Source organism: Streptomyces sp. NPDC043952, from assembly GCF_056435325.1.
In genome coordinates this window covers 17,539-31,921 of record NZ_JBWKES010000030.1, presented here as the reverse complement: position 1 = coordinate 31,921, position 14,383 = coordinate 17,539, and the positions used below count along the sequence as shown (strand labels likewise).

Genomic DNA, 14,383 nt, shown 5'->3' with positions numbered 1-14,383 from the left:
CTGACGCCCGTACGGCCGCGGCCTGCCCGGACGCCCATACCGCCGCGGCCCACCCGGACGCCCGTACGGACGCCGCCTACCGCCGGCGCGCCTTGCGGGCCCGCCGTACCACCGCGGCCGCGCCCAGCAGGGCGACCGTCGCGCCGGCCGCGCCCGCCGCCGTGGCGTCCTTGCGGCCGAGCCGCCGGCCGGCCACCGTATGCCGCCCGGAGACCTCCTCCAGCAGCTCCGCGAGGACGTCCTCGTTGGTCCACTTCGGCCGCCATCCCGCGTCGTGCAGCCGGCTCCCGCTGACCACCCACGGGTACATCGTGTAGGCCAGGTCGCCCGCCGGGGACGGGGTGAGCCCGATCCGGTGCAACCGGGCCGCCGCGCCGAGCGCGACCGCCGAGGGCAGCTCCATGCGCCGGATGCCGCTGAGCTCCTCGACCTCCTCCTGCTCCAGCCACCCGTCGCAGCCGACCGCCAGCTCCCCCTCGACCTTCTCCAGGACGGCGTACTCCAGGGCCCCGCACAGATCCTCGACATGGCAGAACTGCCACGCGGGCCGCGACCCGGCCACTACAAGGAGCCGCGGTGACTCGAAGTACCTGGTCAGCGCGGTGTCCGTGCCGCCGACGAGCACGGCGGGGCGTACGACGGTGACGTTCAGACCGGGGTGTGCGCGGGGCGCGCGCCGGGCGAGGCGCTCGATCTCCAGCAGGTCCCCGACGCCGGTCGCCTCGGCCGTCGCCCGCAGCTCGGCGTCCTCCGACAGCGGCAGCTCGTTGTCCGGCAGCGCGCCGTAGACCATCGCGGAGGTGCACAGCACCACCCGGTGCACGCCGGCCGCCGCCGCGGCGGTCAGCACGGTCTGCGTCCCCCGGACGTTGTAAGCGGTCCGCGCGGCCGCGTCGCTGCCGAGATCCAGGTCGAGCGCGAGGTGGACGACCACGTCGGCGCCGCGCAGTTTGTCGGCGATGGCCGGATCGCGGACGTCCAGGATGTGCCACTGCGCCTCTTCGCACTCCCCGCGCCGCTCGTCGATCGCGACGACCCGCCGGATCTCCTCCGACGCGGCGAGCCGCGCCGTGAGCAGGGCTCCGACGCCGGTCGCGGCGCCGGTGACCGCCACGACGGGCCCGCGCACGGCGGGTCTGCGCCCGGCGGACGCCTCTGAGTGGTTTCGCGCTGCGCGAACCTGCGGATCTGGGGAACTCACCCGGCATCTCCAGCGGTTGTCTTCTGTACGGGCGCGGTGACGCGCGCGTACGAGGTGCATCCATCCTGCCGCAGGGCTCCCGCGGGCGGAGCATCGAGGCCCGATCGGGTCCGGGTGTCTACGCTGGGTGGTGTTGTCGGGCAGCCGCGCCGCCGGAGAAGACCGGTGGCCTTACCAGCCGAGGAATCCCGTGAGTGACACCCCATTCGGTTTCGGCCTTCCGCCGGAGGAGCCGGAGGACGGCGACGAGGGCAAGAAGAAGGACCAGCAGAGCGGTGGTGAGCAGGGACCGGCCAACCCGTTCGGTTTCGGCGGTATGCCCGGAGCCGGTGGCTTTGGCGGCCCCGGCGCCGGCAATCCGCTCGCTGCCATGTTCGGTTCGCTGAACCCCACCGACCTCGGTGCCGCGTTCCAGCAGCTGGGCCAGATGCTCTCCTACGAGGGCGGCCCGGTGAACTGGGACATGGCCAAGCAGATCGCCCGCCAGACGGTCGCCCAGGGCACCGCGGACGGCACCAAGGACGCCAGCGTCGGCCCGTCCGAGCGCAAGGCCGTGGAGGAGGCCGTACGCCTGGCCGATCTGTGGCTGGACGACGCCACCTCCCTGCCGTCGGGCTCCGCCTCGGCCGTCGCCTGGTCGCGCGCGGAGTGGGTCGAGGCGACCCTGCCCGCGTGGCGCGAGCTGGTCGACCCGGTCGCCGAGCGGGTCGGCGCGGCCATGGGCGATGTGCTGCCCGAGGAGATGCAGGCCATGGCGGGCCCGCTGATCGGCATGATGCGCTCGATGGGCGGCGCCATGTTCGGCACGCAGATCGGGCAGGCCGTCGGTGTGCTCGCGGGCGAGGTCGTCGGCTCCACGGACATCGGCCTGCCGCTCGGCCCGGCCCGCAAGGCCGCGCTGCTGCCGGCCAACGTGGAGGCGTTCGGCAAGGACCTGGGCGTGCCGCTGGACGAGGTCCGGCTCTACCTGGCCCTGCGCGAGGCGGCCCACCAGCGCCTGTTCGCGCATGTGCCGTGGCTGCGCTCGCACCTGTTCGGCGCGGTCGACGGCTATGCGCGCGGCATCAAGGTCGACACCGCCAAGCTGGAGGACGTGGTCGGCCAGTTCGACCCGCAGAACCCGGAGCAGCTTCAGGACGCGCTCCAGCAGGGCATGTTCCAGCCCGAGGACACGCCCGAGCAGAAGGCCGCCCTGGCGCGCCTGGAGACCGCTCTGGCGCTCGTGGAGGGCTGGGTGGACGCGGTGGTCCACGCCGCCGCCAAGCCCCGGCTGTCGTCCGCCGACGCGCTGCGCGAGACCCTGCGCCGCCGCCGCGCCACCGGTGGCCCGGCCGAGCAGACGTTCGCCACGCTGATCGGCCTGGAGCTGCGCCCCCGCCGGCTGCGCGACGCCTCCCGCCTGTGGGCCTCGCTCACCGACGCGCGCGGCGTCGACGGCCGGGACGCCCTGTGGCACCACCCGGACATGCTGCCGACCGCGACCGACCTGGACGACCCGGACGGCTTCGTGCACCGCGAGCAGCTGGACTTCTCCGAGCTGGACAAGATGCTCGGCGAGGCCGCCGGCAAGCCGGACCTGCGCAAGGACGCCGAGAAGGACGACAAGGACGGCAAGGGCGACAAGGCCGGGGGCGACGACACAGAGTGAGCCTGTACGACGACGCGGTCCTCGTCCTCAAGGGGTACGAGGGCCAGGACGAGCTGCGCCAGTCCTACCTGGACCACCTGGCGGCCCACCCCGACGGCATGTGGAAGGCCTGTCACGCGGGCCATGTCACGGCGAGCGCCCTGGTGATCGACCCCGAGCGCGGCCGGGTGCTGCTCACCCTCCACCGCAAGCTGCGGATGTGGCTCCAGATGGGCGGCCACTGCGAGCCGGGCGACGCGACCGTGGCGGCGGCCGCGCTGCGCGAGGCGACCGAGGAGTCGGGCATGGCGGGGCTGACGCTGCTGCCCGGCGGCCCGGTGCGCCTGGACCGGCATCCGATCCCGTCGCCGTGCCACTGGCACTACGACGTCCAGTACGCGGCGCTGGCCCCCTCCGGCGCCGTCGCGGCGATCAGCGACGAGTCCCTGGACCTGCGCTGGTTCGGCTACGACGAGGTCGCGAGCGTGGCCGACGAGTCGGTCGTACGACTCCTGGCCGCGGCCCACGCGAGGCTGTGAGCCGGTAAGGGGCGACCGCCATGGCGATCGCCCCTTACTTGCTCTACGGGTGGGCGTTCTGCTTCTGCCCTACGGGTGTGCGTCTCCCGGCGGTCAGCTCCAGACGTTGCCCTGGTTGGCGCCGCGCGCCCCGTGCTGGCCCATGCCGAACTGGGCGGCGAGGCCCTGACCGATCACCGCGTGCTGCGGCGGCAGCAGCTCGCTGGGCTGGACCAGCGCGAACCCGGAGCCCATGAAGCTCAGCTCCCAGCCCTCACCGGTGTTGCCGCGCCTGCGCCACACCCCGGAGGAGTGCGTCTGGGCCTGCATCTGCACACGCAGCCCGGTCGACCAGGCCACGATCGCGTCGGCGTCGCAGTTGACGTACCGGTCCGGGGTGACCTGCATCAGCAGCGGCGACCCCGAGGTCATCAGGGCGACCCGGCCGCGCCCGGTGATGTTGAGCTGGTACTTCCCGGAGCCGGAGATGCCGTAGAGGCTGTCGACGGCGATGACCTCGTGGTGCAGCGAGGAGTCCATGGCGAGGACGTAGGAGCTGTCGACGGTCAGCCCGTCCTGCTCCACGTCCATGATGTGCACGTGCTGGGCGAGGTTGGCCAGATAGACCGTGCCCTGGCCGTGGCAGCGCATCAGGTCCAGGCCCTCGCCGGTGTGGGCACGCGCGCGCCGCTGGTTGCCACTGCGGTACTCGGCGTCGAACTCGACCAGGCCCTGGTAGGCGACCATGGTGCCCTTGCGGGCCAGGAGGTCGTCGTGGCCCTCCAGGACGACGCGCAGCAGCTGCGCGTTCTGGAGGCTCCAGCGCTCCTGCGTCTGATTGTCGTTGTAGGCGAAAATCGGGCTCTGCATGGTGTGTTGACTCCCCCTCAGCCCCGGACCCGCAGGCGGTCGGTGCTGTCCTCGCTGGGCTGGACGACGACGATGCCCTGTCCGGAGAAGGCCATCTGGTAGGCCTCGCCGCTGCCCCGGCCGATCAGCGACTGCGCCTTGAAGCTGCGCTTGCCCTTGACCTTGAGGTTCGGCGACCAGGCGACGAGCGCGTCCGGGTCCACGTACGTCTCGTCCTCGCCGCCGCCGCAGTCCACGACGATCGGCGTGCCGCGGGAGGTCAGGGCGACCCAGCCCTGCCCGGAGATCCGCGTGTTCCACAGGCCCTGCCCGGCGAACTTCGCGAGCCCCTTGACCCGCTCCACACCCCAGCTCAGGTGGGCGTCGAAGGCGAGCAGGTTGGTGGCGTTGACGGAGATGCCGTCGCCGTCGAGGTTGATCACGACGACGTTCGCGCCGTAGTCGGCGAGATAGAGCAGCCCGTCCCCGGAGCACTTCATCAGCGGGGCGCCCTCGCCGGTGATCCAGTCGCGGGCGATCTGGCGGACGGCCGGCGGGTTGGGCTCGTACTGCACGAAGCCCTCGTAGGCGACCATCGAGCCCACGCGCGCGAAGAGGTCGTTGCCGGTCTGCATGGCGACCTTGAGCATGTAGTCGCCGTGGTTCGCCATACGGGCGGTGACGGGTGCGGGAGCGAAGCCCGCGAGCGGCTGGTTCATGACGGGCTCCCTCAGACCTCGTACGGCTGGACGACGATGAAGTTGCCGGGCGCGCCCCGGAACTGGAGGTTGACGCTCTCGCCGGTGTCGCCGGGGTAGGCGTTGCGGCGCATGCGGACCTGGCTGGAGACGATCACCTGGGCGGCCGCCGACCAGGCCACCACCGCGTTGCAGTCGGCGAAGGTGATCGGGGTGACCGGCAGCACCACGGGCGTGCCGTGCGTCTTGACGACGATGGTGCCGGTGCCCTGGAACTGCATCGTGAACAGCGCGCCGCCGGGAATGCCGTGGCCCTCGATGCGGCGGACCTCGTACTGGAGGGTCTCGTCGAAGGCGAGCACGTTCTCGGCGGACACGCAGATCGCGTCGCCCTGGAGCTCGATCGGGTGCAGGTTGGTGGCGTTCTCGGCGAGGAACACCTGGCCCTGGCCGGTGCAGCGCATCAGCTGCATCTCCTGGCCGGTGGTGTTGCCGACGATGCGTCCGGCGAAACCGGCGCCCTTGTAGCCGAAGTCGACCTTGCCCTGGTAGAGCACCATGCTGCCCTGCTTGGCCAGCACCGGCTGTCCGCCGATGCCGAGGTCGACGCGCATGAGCTTCTTGTTCTGCTGCGTCCAGCGCTGCCCGGTGGGCGTCTCCTTGAACTTCTGGAGCGCGACGCCCACACCGGCACCGCCCTGCGGGGCGCCCTGGGGCACACCGTAGGAGGCGGCCTGCTGGCCGGGGATCTGCCCGTAGCCCGGCGGCATGGGCGCGCCGGACTGTCCGCCGTAGCCGGGCGGCATCGGGGCGGCAGGCCGGCCGCCGTAGGAGGGCTGCGGGGGCTGGCCGTACGACGGCTGCTGCGGCGGCTGCCCGTACGGCGCGGGGGCCGGGGCAGGCGGCGGGACGGGGGGCGGGACGGTGCCCGTCGGCCCGGCGGGCGGGGTCAGGGGTGCGATCACCGTCGGGGCGCCGTGCACGTCCGGCGCGGTCGGGGCCGGGGGCGGGGTCTGGCCGGGGGGTGTGAACCCTTGCGGGGGTGTGTTGCCGGCCGGCGGGGCGTAGCCCTGGGCGGCGGGCTGGGGGGCCGCGGGGGCGGGCGCCGGGGCGGGGCCCGGCGGGGCGGCGAAGGCGGGCGGGGCGGCGGCCTCGGCGGGCGGGGCGAACGCGGGCGGGGCGAAGCCGGGGGCACCGGACTGGGGCTGCGGCTCCGGCGCGGCGGGCGCCTCCTCCTCCAGCACCTCGCCGCCGAAGTTCTTCAGCAGCGCCTCCAGGCCGCCGTCGAAGCCCTGTCCGACCGCGGCGAACCGCCATCCGTCCTTGAAGTAGATGTCGCCGAGCATGACGGCCCGCTCGGTGGAGAACTCCGCGCCGGTGAAGGAGTACCGGGCGACCTCCTCGCCGCCCGCGACGATCCGCAGGTAACCGGGGCCGACCTGCGACATCTGCCCGGCGCCGTCGAGCGTCGCCGTGAAGGACAGCTTGCGGATCCGCTCCGGGAGGCGGTCGAGCGTGACCCGGAACGACTCCGTGTCGCCCGCCTGGGCCCCGAGCAGCTGGATGGACTCCTCCGGCGATTTCGGCTGGTTGAAGAAGACGAAGTAGCGGTCGTCCGAGAGCCGTTCCTCGGCGTCCAGGCCGAAGCAGCTGATGTCGAAAGTCAGTCCGGGGCCGGCGATCTGCACGCCTACGTACAGATCGGTGCCCGCCGTGAGGTCGCTGATCCTGGCCTTGTGGCCGCGTTGGAATTCCCTGGCCATGCGCTACGACCGTCCCCCATCCCGAAATATGAGTGCGTCGCGCCAGGCTAACGGCTGTGTCCGGTCATCACTCCGGCCGGTCCCCGTCGGTACAGACCCGGTACACAACCGATTCCGGCCACACACACGCGGGCCTCGGGATCACTCGCCCTGTGCGTCGGGCACATGCGGCAGCCGTGCGGCGGCGACCACGCCCTCCAGATAGCCGCGGGCCCGCTCGGTGCGCGGATACGCCTCCAGCAGCCGCCAGAAGTCGGGACCGTGGCCGGGGACCAGGAGGTGCGCCAGTTCGTGGCAGAGCACGTAGTCGATGACGTACTCGGGCATGCCCTGGAGCCGGTGGGAGAGGCGGATGCTGCCCTCGGCCGGGGTGCACGAGCCCCAGCGGGTGTTCTGGTTGGTGACCCAGCGCACGGAGGCCGGGCGGGCGCTGCCGTCGAAGAACTGCGCCGACAGCCGCTCGGCGCGCTCGGCCAGTTCGGCGTCACCGAGCACCCGCCGGCTCTCCTGGGCGGCGAGTTTGTCGAGCATGACGGTCACCCAGCGCTGCTCCTCCGCCTTCGACATCCGGGCGGGGATCAGTACGACCGTACGATCGCCCTCACGGTACGCGGAGACCGTGCGGCGGCGTCGGGCACTCCTGCGGACCTCGATCGCGCTCGTCGCGCTGCGCTCTGTCTTTCCGGCGCGGTGCTGCAAGGGGTCGGCGGACACGCCCCGACGTTACCCGCTGAGCAGGGGCAAAGTCCCGGCTCCCGGACGGTTCGCCGTGCCTGCCGGTTCATATGAAGATCACCGCCGCCTGTGGATAACTTTCCACGCCTCGCGGGCCGAGCGGGCATGCTGGCAGGCGTCGGCGGAACACGACCGATCCGCCGATGTCCTGACAGTCATGCCGATACAGGGAAATGGGGGCCTGTCATGCATCCGGTGGTGAAACCCGCGCTGCGCCGCGGCTGGCGTGATCTCGGCACGGTGCAGTTCGGGATGACGCCCGCGCACGCGCTGACACTGGGCCCGATGGACACCGCCACCAGCCGCTTCCTGGACCTGCTCAACGGCACCCGCGGGCTGCCGCTGCTGCGCGCCGAGGGCCGCCGGCTGAAGCTGCCGGAGGGCCGGGTCGACACTCTGGTGGACCGGCTGGCCCGCGCGGGCCTCGTGGACGACGCGCGCGGCGGCGGACCGGCCGCGGACGCGCTGCGCGGGAGGACGGAGGTGCTGCGGCGGCTGCGCCCCGACCTCGCCTCGCTCTCCCTGACCTCGCCGGAGCCGGGCGGCGCGCTGGCCCGGCTGGCCGCCCGCCGCGCGCTGCGGGTCCGGGTGCTCGGCGCGGGACGGGTGGGGGCCGTGGTGGCGGCGGTGCTGTCGGGCGCGGGCGTCGGCGAGGTGGAGGTGCGCGATGAGGGGCGGGTGCGGCCGTGGGACGTGGCACCGGGCGGACTGCCCGCCGAGTCGGTCGGTGACCTGCGGGCCGCGGCGGCAGCGGCGGCCGTCCGCCGGGCCGCCCCGGACCGCCCGCCCCGCCATGCCCACTCCCCCGGCTCCGGCGCCGGGGAACCCGGCCTCTCCCTGGTGATCCTCGCGCCACGGGACGAGGTGGCCGTGCACGCCCCGGACCCGCGCGCCGCGCAGCCGCTGCTCGCCTCGGGCACCCCGCATCTGTACGCGGGTGTGGTGGAGGGCACAGGAGTCGTCGGCCCGCTGGTGCTGCCCGGCGAGACGGCCTGCGCCGGCTGTCTGCACGAGTCGCGCACGGACCGGGACCCGGCCTGGCCCCGACTGCTCGCCCAGTGGCGCTCCGGCGCCGGAACCCGCCCGGTCGGGGCCTGTGACCTGGCCCTTTCCACGGCGGTCGCCGGACTGGCCGCCGCCCACGCCCTGGCCTTCCTGGACGGCGCGTCGCCCTCCGCGGCGGGCGCCCGCTGGGAGGTGTCCCTACCCGGTCTGAACTGGCATTCCCGCCCCCTCCCGCCGCACCCGGCCTGCCGCTGCGGCGCGGCGGACAGGGCGGGTGACAAAGCAGACGGGGCACACTCCGCAATCCGCGGGCCCGCACGCGCGACAATGGCGGTGCAACGGCCGTCGACGGAGCGGGCACGCGAAGCGGGCGCGGCACGGCCGACAGGGACTTGGAGGGCGCATGTCTGATCTTCCCCGCAAGGCGGTCACCCGGACCGCCAAGCTCGCCGCGCTCCCGCTGGGCTTCGCCGGCCGGGCGACCTGGGGGCTGGGCAAGCGGATCGTGGGCGAATCCGCGGAGATCGTCGGCCGGGAGCTGCAACAGCGCACGGCGGAGCAGCTTTTCAAGGTGCTGGGCGAGCTGAAAGGCGGGGCCATGAAGTTCGGGCAGGCCCTGTCCGTCTTCGAGTCCGCGCTGCCCGAGGAGGTCGCCGGACCCTATCGGGTGGCCCTGACCAAGCTCCAGGAGGCGGCCCCGCCGATGCCGACCCGTACGGTGCACGCGGTGCTCACCGAGCGGCTCGGGCCGGACTGGCGGGAGCTGTTCGAGGAGTTCGAGGACAAGCCGGCGGCCGCGGCCTCGATCGGCCAGGTGCACCGGGCGGTGTGGCACGACGGCCGCGAGGTGGCGGTCAAGGTGCAGTATCCGGGCGCCGGCGAGGCCCTGCTGTCCGACCTCGTCCAACTGGGCCGCTTCGCCCGGCTGTTGGGGCCGCTCATTCCGGGCGTAGACATAAAGCCGCTGATCGCGGAGTTGCGGGACCGGGTCTCCGAGGAGCTGGACTACGCCCTGGAGGCCGCCGCGCAGACGGCGCACGCGCGGGAGTTCGCGGGCGATCCGGACGTGGTGGTCCCGGCGGTGGTGCACCAGTGCGAGCAGGTGCTGGTGACGGAGTGGATCGACGGCATCCCGCTGTCGGAGATCATCGCCGACGGCACGCCGGAGCAGCGGGACCGGGCCGGTCAGCTACTCGCCCGCTTCCTGTTCTCGGGCCCGGCCCGCACCGGGCTGCTGCACGCCGACCCGCATCCGGGCAACTTCCGGCTGCTGCCGGGCGGCCCGGACGGCGAGGACGACTGGCGGCTCGGGGTCCTGGACTTCGGCACGGTCGACCGGCTTCCCGGAGGGCTGCCGACACCGATCGGGATCTCCCTGCGGCTGACGCTGGACGGCGACGCGGAGACGGTCTACGGGCTGCTGTGCGAGGAGGGATTCGTCAAGGAATCCATAGAGCTCGATCCCGACGCGGTGCTCGACTATCTGCTGCCGATCATCGAACCGGCCCGCGTGGACGCGTTCACCTTCACCCGCTCCTGGATGCGCAGCCAGGCCGCCCGCATCGCCGACCCGCGTTCCCCCGCCTACCAACTCGGCAAGCAGCTCAACCTGCCCCCCGCCTACCTCCTCATCCATCGCGTCACCCTCAGCACCATCGGTGTCCTGTGCCAGCTGGGCGCCACGGTCCGCCTCCGCGAGGAGCTGGAGTCCTGGCTGCCGGGCTTCTTCCTGACGGACGATGCGGAAGCTCTGGAGGAGACGGAGGAGGAGCACCTGGAAGGCGACGTCGCCGAGGAGTCCGCGGCGGAGGCGTGACCCCGGTGGTGGATCACCACCAGTCGGAGTCCAGGCGGCCCTCGATGGCGCGGAGGTTGTCGCGGGAGCAGGCGGCGCAGAAGTAGCGGGGGACGCCGTCTTCCACGGAGCAGGTCCAGGTGGCGGGGTGGGGGGGCGGGGGCGGGGACACCGCAGCGGGCGCACACGAGGGGGGCCGGGCGCTCCGTGCGGCCGCCCTGATCGCTTCCTGAGGGAAGACTCGTCACCCGGTGACGATAACTCCGTGGCCGGCGGGCAGCACGCAGAACGCACCGCGGGGGCCGGTCCGTTCGGCCGGACCGGCCCCCGCGGGAAGTCACCGCATCGGTCGGGTCCTCCCCCGCGCGGGGAGGCACCTTTTTTCTCGTATGCGGTCTCTGCGGTCGCTACTGCATGACGGCCATGGCGAGCGCGCGGCGGGCGCGCAGGGAGGCGCGTTCGGCGCGGCGCTGCATGCGCTGGGCGACGGCCAGGCGGTTGGCCTGGCGTTGCCGCCGGGCCTCATGGAGGCGCTCGTGCATATGCGCACGGGCCAGGGCTTCTTGCATGAGTTGCATCTCTCGGGTCCTGTTCTGGCGGGCTTCGGTCGCGCCGGAGGTGGAGTCTGGGGTCACGGAGCCTGCGGGCTCGCTGGTGGACGGCTTCATCGGGGCCTGCTTCTTGGGGTCGTGCGTGAGGGGACGGTCGATCGTTCCGGTGGTGTTCATGCTGTGACCGGGTTCTTCCGCGGGCGGCCACGCGGCCGCTTCCGGGCGACGACGACACCCTGGACGAACAGCTCGCCACCCCAGACGCCCCAGGGCTCACGCCGCTCCTTCGCCCCGGCGAGGCAGGCCTCCATCAGGGGGCAGGTGCGGCAGAGGGACTTGGCGTACTCCACGTCCGTGGGCGACTCGGCGAAGAAGACCTCCGGGTCGTAGGAGCGGCACGGGACGGGTACGCCAAGGTTCTCGATGGCGTCGTCGAGCGCGGTGAGCGCGGTGAGCGGGATCAAGGTGGAGTCCTCCGTGAGGCCGGGCGGGGGGATCGTTTGCGAAGGCGGTACGGACGGGGCGTGCGCTTCGAGTTGCACGGGTGGTCTTCCTCGTCTGGTCGTCCGGCCGGTTGACCGGGTGTCGGCTGGTACCGGGTTCTTTTCTTGTCCCGAGGCCCCTTCGCGCCGTCCTTCCCGTTCGGGAAAAACTGAAGGGCCGCGGATCCCGGATGGGGTTCCGCGGCCCTGAAGGCGCCGGCCTGATCGAGTCAGGCTGGATAACTCCAGGGTTTTGGCCCACGGAAGGCCCACATCTGGTGGTGCTGCGTCGTCTGCTTCCGGAATCCGGCACCAGTCGCCGTGAAGGCATAGGCAGTTGCCTGCGCCTCTACTGCTCCCAGTGCCTTGGTCGGTCGCTCATTGCGCTCGTCGCGGACGGGAAGGCCCGCGACGGGCAGGGAGGACGCCGGGCGCGCGGCACGGATGCCGGACAGACCGGTGCCCCGGTCGAGGACGCCGAGCAGGCAGAGGGAGACGGCCGAGCGATCGGTCAGTTTGGCCGTGCGGATGTCGCTGACGTTGATGCTGATCACTGGACTCGCCTCCTCTCGGCGTCTCAGGGACCGGTGAACCGGTCCGTTTCGTATATGCAAGTACATCACGGAGAGCGGGCCTTGGAGAAGGCCGCTGCTTCCGTGCCTAGAACCTATGGGGATTCCCGGCGCATGCGCAAACTATTTTTGCGACGAGTTCGCATCAGTCCGCCTCGATCTCGCCATCAAGCTCCTGACCTGCGCAGATGGCCAGAACTTCGGCTCCGTAGCTGCGCAGCTTGCGGCTGAGGACGCCGGGGATGCGGGAGAGTTCGGCGGCGCTGTCCGGGCGGGCCTCGGCGATGGCCATCAGGGTGCGGTCGGTGAAGACGCAGAAGTCCGGCTGCCCGCTGTGGGCGGCCTGGATCGCGCGCCATGCGCGCAACCGCTCGTACAGCCCCTCGTCCATGTCGGAGGGGCAGTCCTCGCAGCGCATCAGCTTCATCTCGCCGGCGTCGGTGAGGGTGCGGCCGCAGACCCGGCAGCGGGCCGGGCTGCGCTGGGCGCGCCGGGGCACCGCGGTGGTGTCCGCGCCCCGGATGCCGCGCTCGACGCCTCCGGTGGACCCGGCGCTGCGGCCGACGGTGGGAGTGGTGCCGGGGCGCAGTCCGTCGAGGAAACGGCTGGCCCTGCGGCTGTGGCGGCCGCCGGGTGAGCGGGTGAGGGACCAGGAGAGGTGCAGGCGCTCGCGGGCGCGGGTGACGCCGACGTACAGGAGGCGGCGCTCCTCCTCGATCTGCTCGTCGGTCCTGGCGTAGCTGATGGGCAGCATGCCCTCGGCGACGCCCACCAGGAAGACGACGTCCCATTCCAGGCCCTTGGCCGCGTGCAGGGAGGCGAGGGTGACGCCCTGGACGGTGGGGGCGTGCTGGGCGCCCGCCCGCTCGTCCAGTTCGGCGACGAAGTCGGCGAGGGTGGCGCCGGGGCGGGCGGCGGCGAGGTCCTGGGCAAGGCTGACCAGGGCGGCGAGGGATTCCCAGCGCTCTCGGACGGCGCCGGAGCCCGCCGGGGGCTCGGGGGTCCAGCCGCCCTCGCCGGACAGCACGGCGCGCACCTGGGAGGGCAGGTCCACGACGTCGTCCAGGAGGGAGTCGTTGCCCCCGAAGCGGGCGGCGCCGCGCAGGGCGGCGCCGGCCTTGCGCACCTCGGGCCGGTCGAAGAAGCGCTCGGCGCCGCGCAGCTGGTAGGGGACGCCCGCGTCGGCGAGTGCCTGCTCGTAGGTCTCGGACTGGGAGTTGGTGCGGAACAGGACGGCGATCTCGGCGGCGGGGACGCCGGCGTCGATCAGCTCGCGGATGCGGCGGGCGGCGCCCTCGGCCTCGGCGGGCTCGTCGGTGTACTCGGTGTAGACGGGTTCGGGGCCGGCGGGGCGCTGGGAGACGAGTTCCAGCCGGTGGTCGGCGGCGCGGCCGTGGGCCTGGGCGAGCAGGCCGTTGGCGAGGCGGACGACCTGGGGGGTGGAGCGGTAGTCGCGGACGAGCTTGACGACGGTGGCGCCGGGGTGGCGGGCACGGAAGTCGAGCAGATGGTCGGGCGTTGCTCCGGTGAACGAGTAGATGGTCTGGCTGGCGTCGCCGACCACGCACAGGTCGTCGCGGTCGCCGAGCCAGAGTTCCAGCAGGCGCTGCTGGAGGGGGCTGACGTCCTGGTACTCGTCGACCACGAAGTGCTGGTACTGGGCGCGCACCTGTTCGGCGATGTCCTGGCGGTCCTGGAGGACGGCGACGGTGAGCAGCAGGACGTCCTCGAAGTCGATCACCGCGCGCTCGCGTTTGAGGTCCTCGTACGCCGCGTACAGGTGGGCGATCTCGGTGGGGTCGCGGGGGGCTTCGCGGCCGGCCTTCGCGGCCGCGTACGGATAGTCGGCGGGGATGGTCTGGGTGACCTTGCACCATTCGATCTCGGCGGTGACATCGCGCAGCTCGCCGCGGTCGAGCCGGGTGCCGAGGCGGGCGGCCGCGTCGCCGACGAGCTGGACCTTGCGGTCGACCAGCCGGGGCAGGCTGCCACCGACGGCTTTCGGCCAGAAGTACTGGAGCTGGCGCAGGGCCGCGGAGTGGAAGGTGCGGGCCTGGACGCCCTGGGCGCCGAGCTGGCGCAGCCGGCCGCGCATCTCGCCCGCGGCGCGGTTGGTGAAGGTGACGGCGAGCACGCTGGCGGGCTGGAGGATGCCGGAGCGCACCCCGTAGGCGATGCGGTGGGTGATCGCGCGGGTCTTGCCGGTGCCCGCACCGGCCAGCACGCACACCGGGCCACGCAGGGTGGTGGCCACTTCGCGCTGCTCGGGGTCGAGCCCTTCGAGCACCGCGTCGGCCGAGTCCGGGACGTCCGGTACCTGCGGGAGGAGGGTGGAGTGCGTTGCTGCTGTCACACAGCCATGCTGCCAGGTCGCGCGGGACGGCCGCGGCGGTTGTCCACAGGCGGGACCTCATAGTCGTACGAGTACGTCCGGCGTCAGGGCCTCATGCCTCCGGTGTCGCAGCGGGCGGGTCCGGGCCGGGCGCCCGCCTCCGCCGGGAACGCCCAGGTAGAGGCCACGCGGCCCCGCATACCCCCGGCGGGAATGGTGGAGCGTTCCCCCGCGTTCCCTCTCCGGACGACCTTT

13 protein-coding genes and 1 pseudogene are annotated in these 14,383 nt (G+C 72.8%); 4 read left to right on the top strand and 10 right to left on the bottom strand.

What is annotated here, in order from left to right; translation table 11 throughout:
• Positions 1–76: 76 nt before the first annotated feature.
• On the bottom strand, positions 77–1,201 hold the full coding sequence (locus tag AC069R_RS26695; RefSeq protein ID WP_478769343.1) for an SDR family oxidoreductase: 1,125 nt from the start codon (positions 1,199–1,201) through the stop codon (positions 77–79).
• 190 nt (positions 1,202–1,391) lie between these two features.
• Here AC069R_RS26695 and AC069R_RS26690 point away from each other — a divergent pair, with 190 nt between their 5' ends.
• Together AC069R_RS26690 and AC069R_RS26685 are read left to right on the top strand one after the other, a co-directional pair.
• On the top strand, positions 1,392–2,849 hold the full coding sequence (locus AC069R_RS26690; protein WP_478769342.1) for a zinc-dependent metalloprotease: 1,458 nt from the start codon (positions 1,392–1,394) through the stop codon (positions 2,847–2,849).
• Entirely contained in the window at positions 2,846–3,367 is a 522-nt protein-coding gene (locus AC069R_RS26685; protein WP_478769341.1) for an NUDIX hydrolase, read from the top strand. The genes AC069R_RS26690 and AC069R_RS26685 overlap by 4 nt, the downstream gene beginning before the upstream one ends.
• Before the next feature lie 93 nt (positions 3,368–3,460).
• On the opposite strand, the gene AC069R_RS26680 is transcribed toward AC069R_RS26685, so the two are convergent.
• The 4 genes from AC069R_RS26680 to AC069R_RS26665 all read right to left on the bottom strand — a co-directional run bounded on the left by AC069R_RS26680 (position 3,461) and on the right by AC069R_RS26665 (position 7,370).
• The gene (locus tag AC069R_RS26680; RefSeq protein ID WP_478769340.1) at positions 3,461–4,216 is read right to left on the bottom strand and encodes an AIM24 family protein; all 756 of its coding nucleotides are present in this window, start codon (positions 4,214–4,216) and stop codon (positions 3,461–3,463) included.
• 17 nt (positions 4,217–4,233) lie between these two features.
• Entirely contained in the window at positions 4,234–4,914 is a 681-nt protein-coding gene (locus AC069R_RS26675) for an AIM24 family protein (RefSeq protein ID WP_397984135.1), read from the bottom strand.
• 11 nt (positions 4,915–4,925) lie between these two features.
• On the bottom strand, positions 4,926–6,656 hold the full coding sequence (locus AC069R_RS26670) for a TerD family protein (protein ID WP_478769339.1): 1,731 nt from the start codon (positions 6,654–6,656) through the stop codon (positions 4,926–4,928).
• Between the two features lie 141 nt (positions 6,657–6,797).
• Positions 6,798–7,370: a M48 family metallopeptidase gene (locus AC069R_RS26665; RefSeq protein ID WP_397984137.1), complete on the bottom strand. Its 573-nt coding sequence runs from the start codon at positions 7,368–7,370 to the stop codon at positions 6,798–6,800.
• A gap of 207 nt (positions 7,371–7,577) precedes the next feature.
• Between AC069R_RS26665 and AC069R_RS26660 the strand changes: the two genes are divergently transcribed.
• Together AC069R_RS26660 and AC069R_RS26655 are read left to right on the top strand one after the other, a co-directional pair.
• Positions 7,578–8,807 (top strand): TOMM precursor leader peptide-binding protein, encoded by a 1,230-nt coding sequence (locus AC069R_RS26660; RefSeq protein ID WP_478769338.1) that lies wholly within the window; start codon positions 7,578–7,580, stop codon positions 8,805–8,807.
• Positions 8,800–10,212, top strand: coding sequence for an ABC1 kinase family protein (locus AC069R_RS26655; protein ID WP_478769337.1), 1,413 nt, complete (start codon positions 8,800–8,802; stop codon positions 10,210–10,212). The genes AC069R_RS26660 and AC069R_RS26655 overlap by 8 nt, the downstream gene beginning before the upstream one ends.
• Positions 10,213–10,225: 13 nt before the next feature.
• Here the strand turns inward: AC069R_RS26655 and AC069R_RS26650 are convergent.
• From AC069R_RS26650 to AC069R_RS26630, 5 genes and pseudogenes are all read right to left on the bottom strand, one after another.
• A pseudogene (locus AC069R_RS26650) lies at positions 10,226–10,439 on the bottom strand (hypothetical protein).
• 159 nt (positions 10,440–10,598) lie between these two features.
• Positions 10,599–10,919, bottom strand: coding sequence for a hypothetical protein (locus AC069R_RS26645; protein WP_478769336.1), 321 nt, complete (start codon positions 10,917–10,919; stop codon positions 10,599–10,601).
• Positions 10,916–11,284: a WhiB family transcriptional regulator gene (locus AC069R_RS26640; RefSeq protein WP_046421414.1), complete on the bottom strand. Its 369-nt coding sequence runs from the start codon at positions 11,282–11,284 to the stop codon at positions 10,916–10,918. Before AC069R_RS26640 ends, AC069R_RS26645 begins: the two co-directional genes overlap by 4 nt.
• A gap of 170 nt (positions 11,285–11,454) precedes the next feature.
• Positions 11,455–11,778: a hypothetical protein gene (locus tag AC069R_RS26635; RefSeq protein WP_478769335.1), complete on the bottom strand. Its 324-nt coding sequence runs from the start codon at positions 11,776–11,778 to the stop codon at positions 11,455–11,457.
• 163 nt (positions 11,779–11,941) lie between these two features.
• Complete coding sequence (locus AC069R_RS26630) at positions 11,942–14,149, bottom strand: ATP-dependent DNA helicase UvrD2 (RefSeq protein ID WP_478769334.1); 2,208 nt, start codon at positions 14,147–14,149, stop codon at positions 11,942–11,944.
• Positions 14,150–14,383: the final 234 nt, after the last annotated feature.

Coding starts and splice junctions, on each gene's coding strand:
- AC069R_RS26680 (WP_478769340.1), bottom strand. CDS start 4,216: ATGCAGAGCCCGATTTTCGCCTACAACGACAATCAGACGCAGGAGCGC.
- AC069R_RS26675 (WP_397984135.1), bottom strand. CDS start 4,914: ATGAACCAGCCGCTCGCGGGCTTCGCTCCCGCACCCGTCACCGCCCGT.
- AC069R_RS26670 (WP_478769339.1), bottom strand. CDS start 6,656: ATGGCCAGGGAATTCCAACGCGGCCACAAGGCCAGGATCAGCGACCTC.
- AC069R_RS26660 (WP_478769338.1), top strand. CDS start 7,578: ATGCATCCGGTGGTGAAACCCGCGCTGCGCCGCGGCTGGCGTGATCTC.
- AC069R_RS26655 (WP_478769337.1), top strand. CDS start 8,800: ATGTCTGATCTTCCCCGCAAGGCGGTCACCCGGACCGCCAAGCTCGCC.
- AC069R_RS26645 (WP_478769336.1), bottom strand. CDS start 10,919: ATGAACACCACCGGAACGATCGACCGTCCCCTCACGCACGACCCCAAG.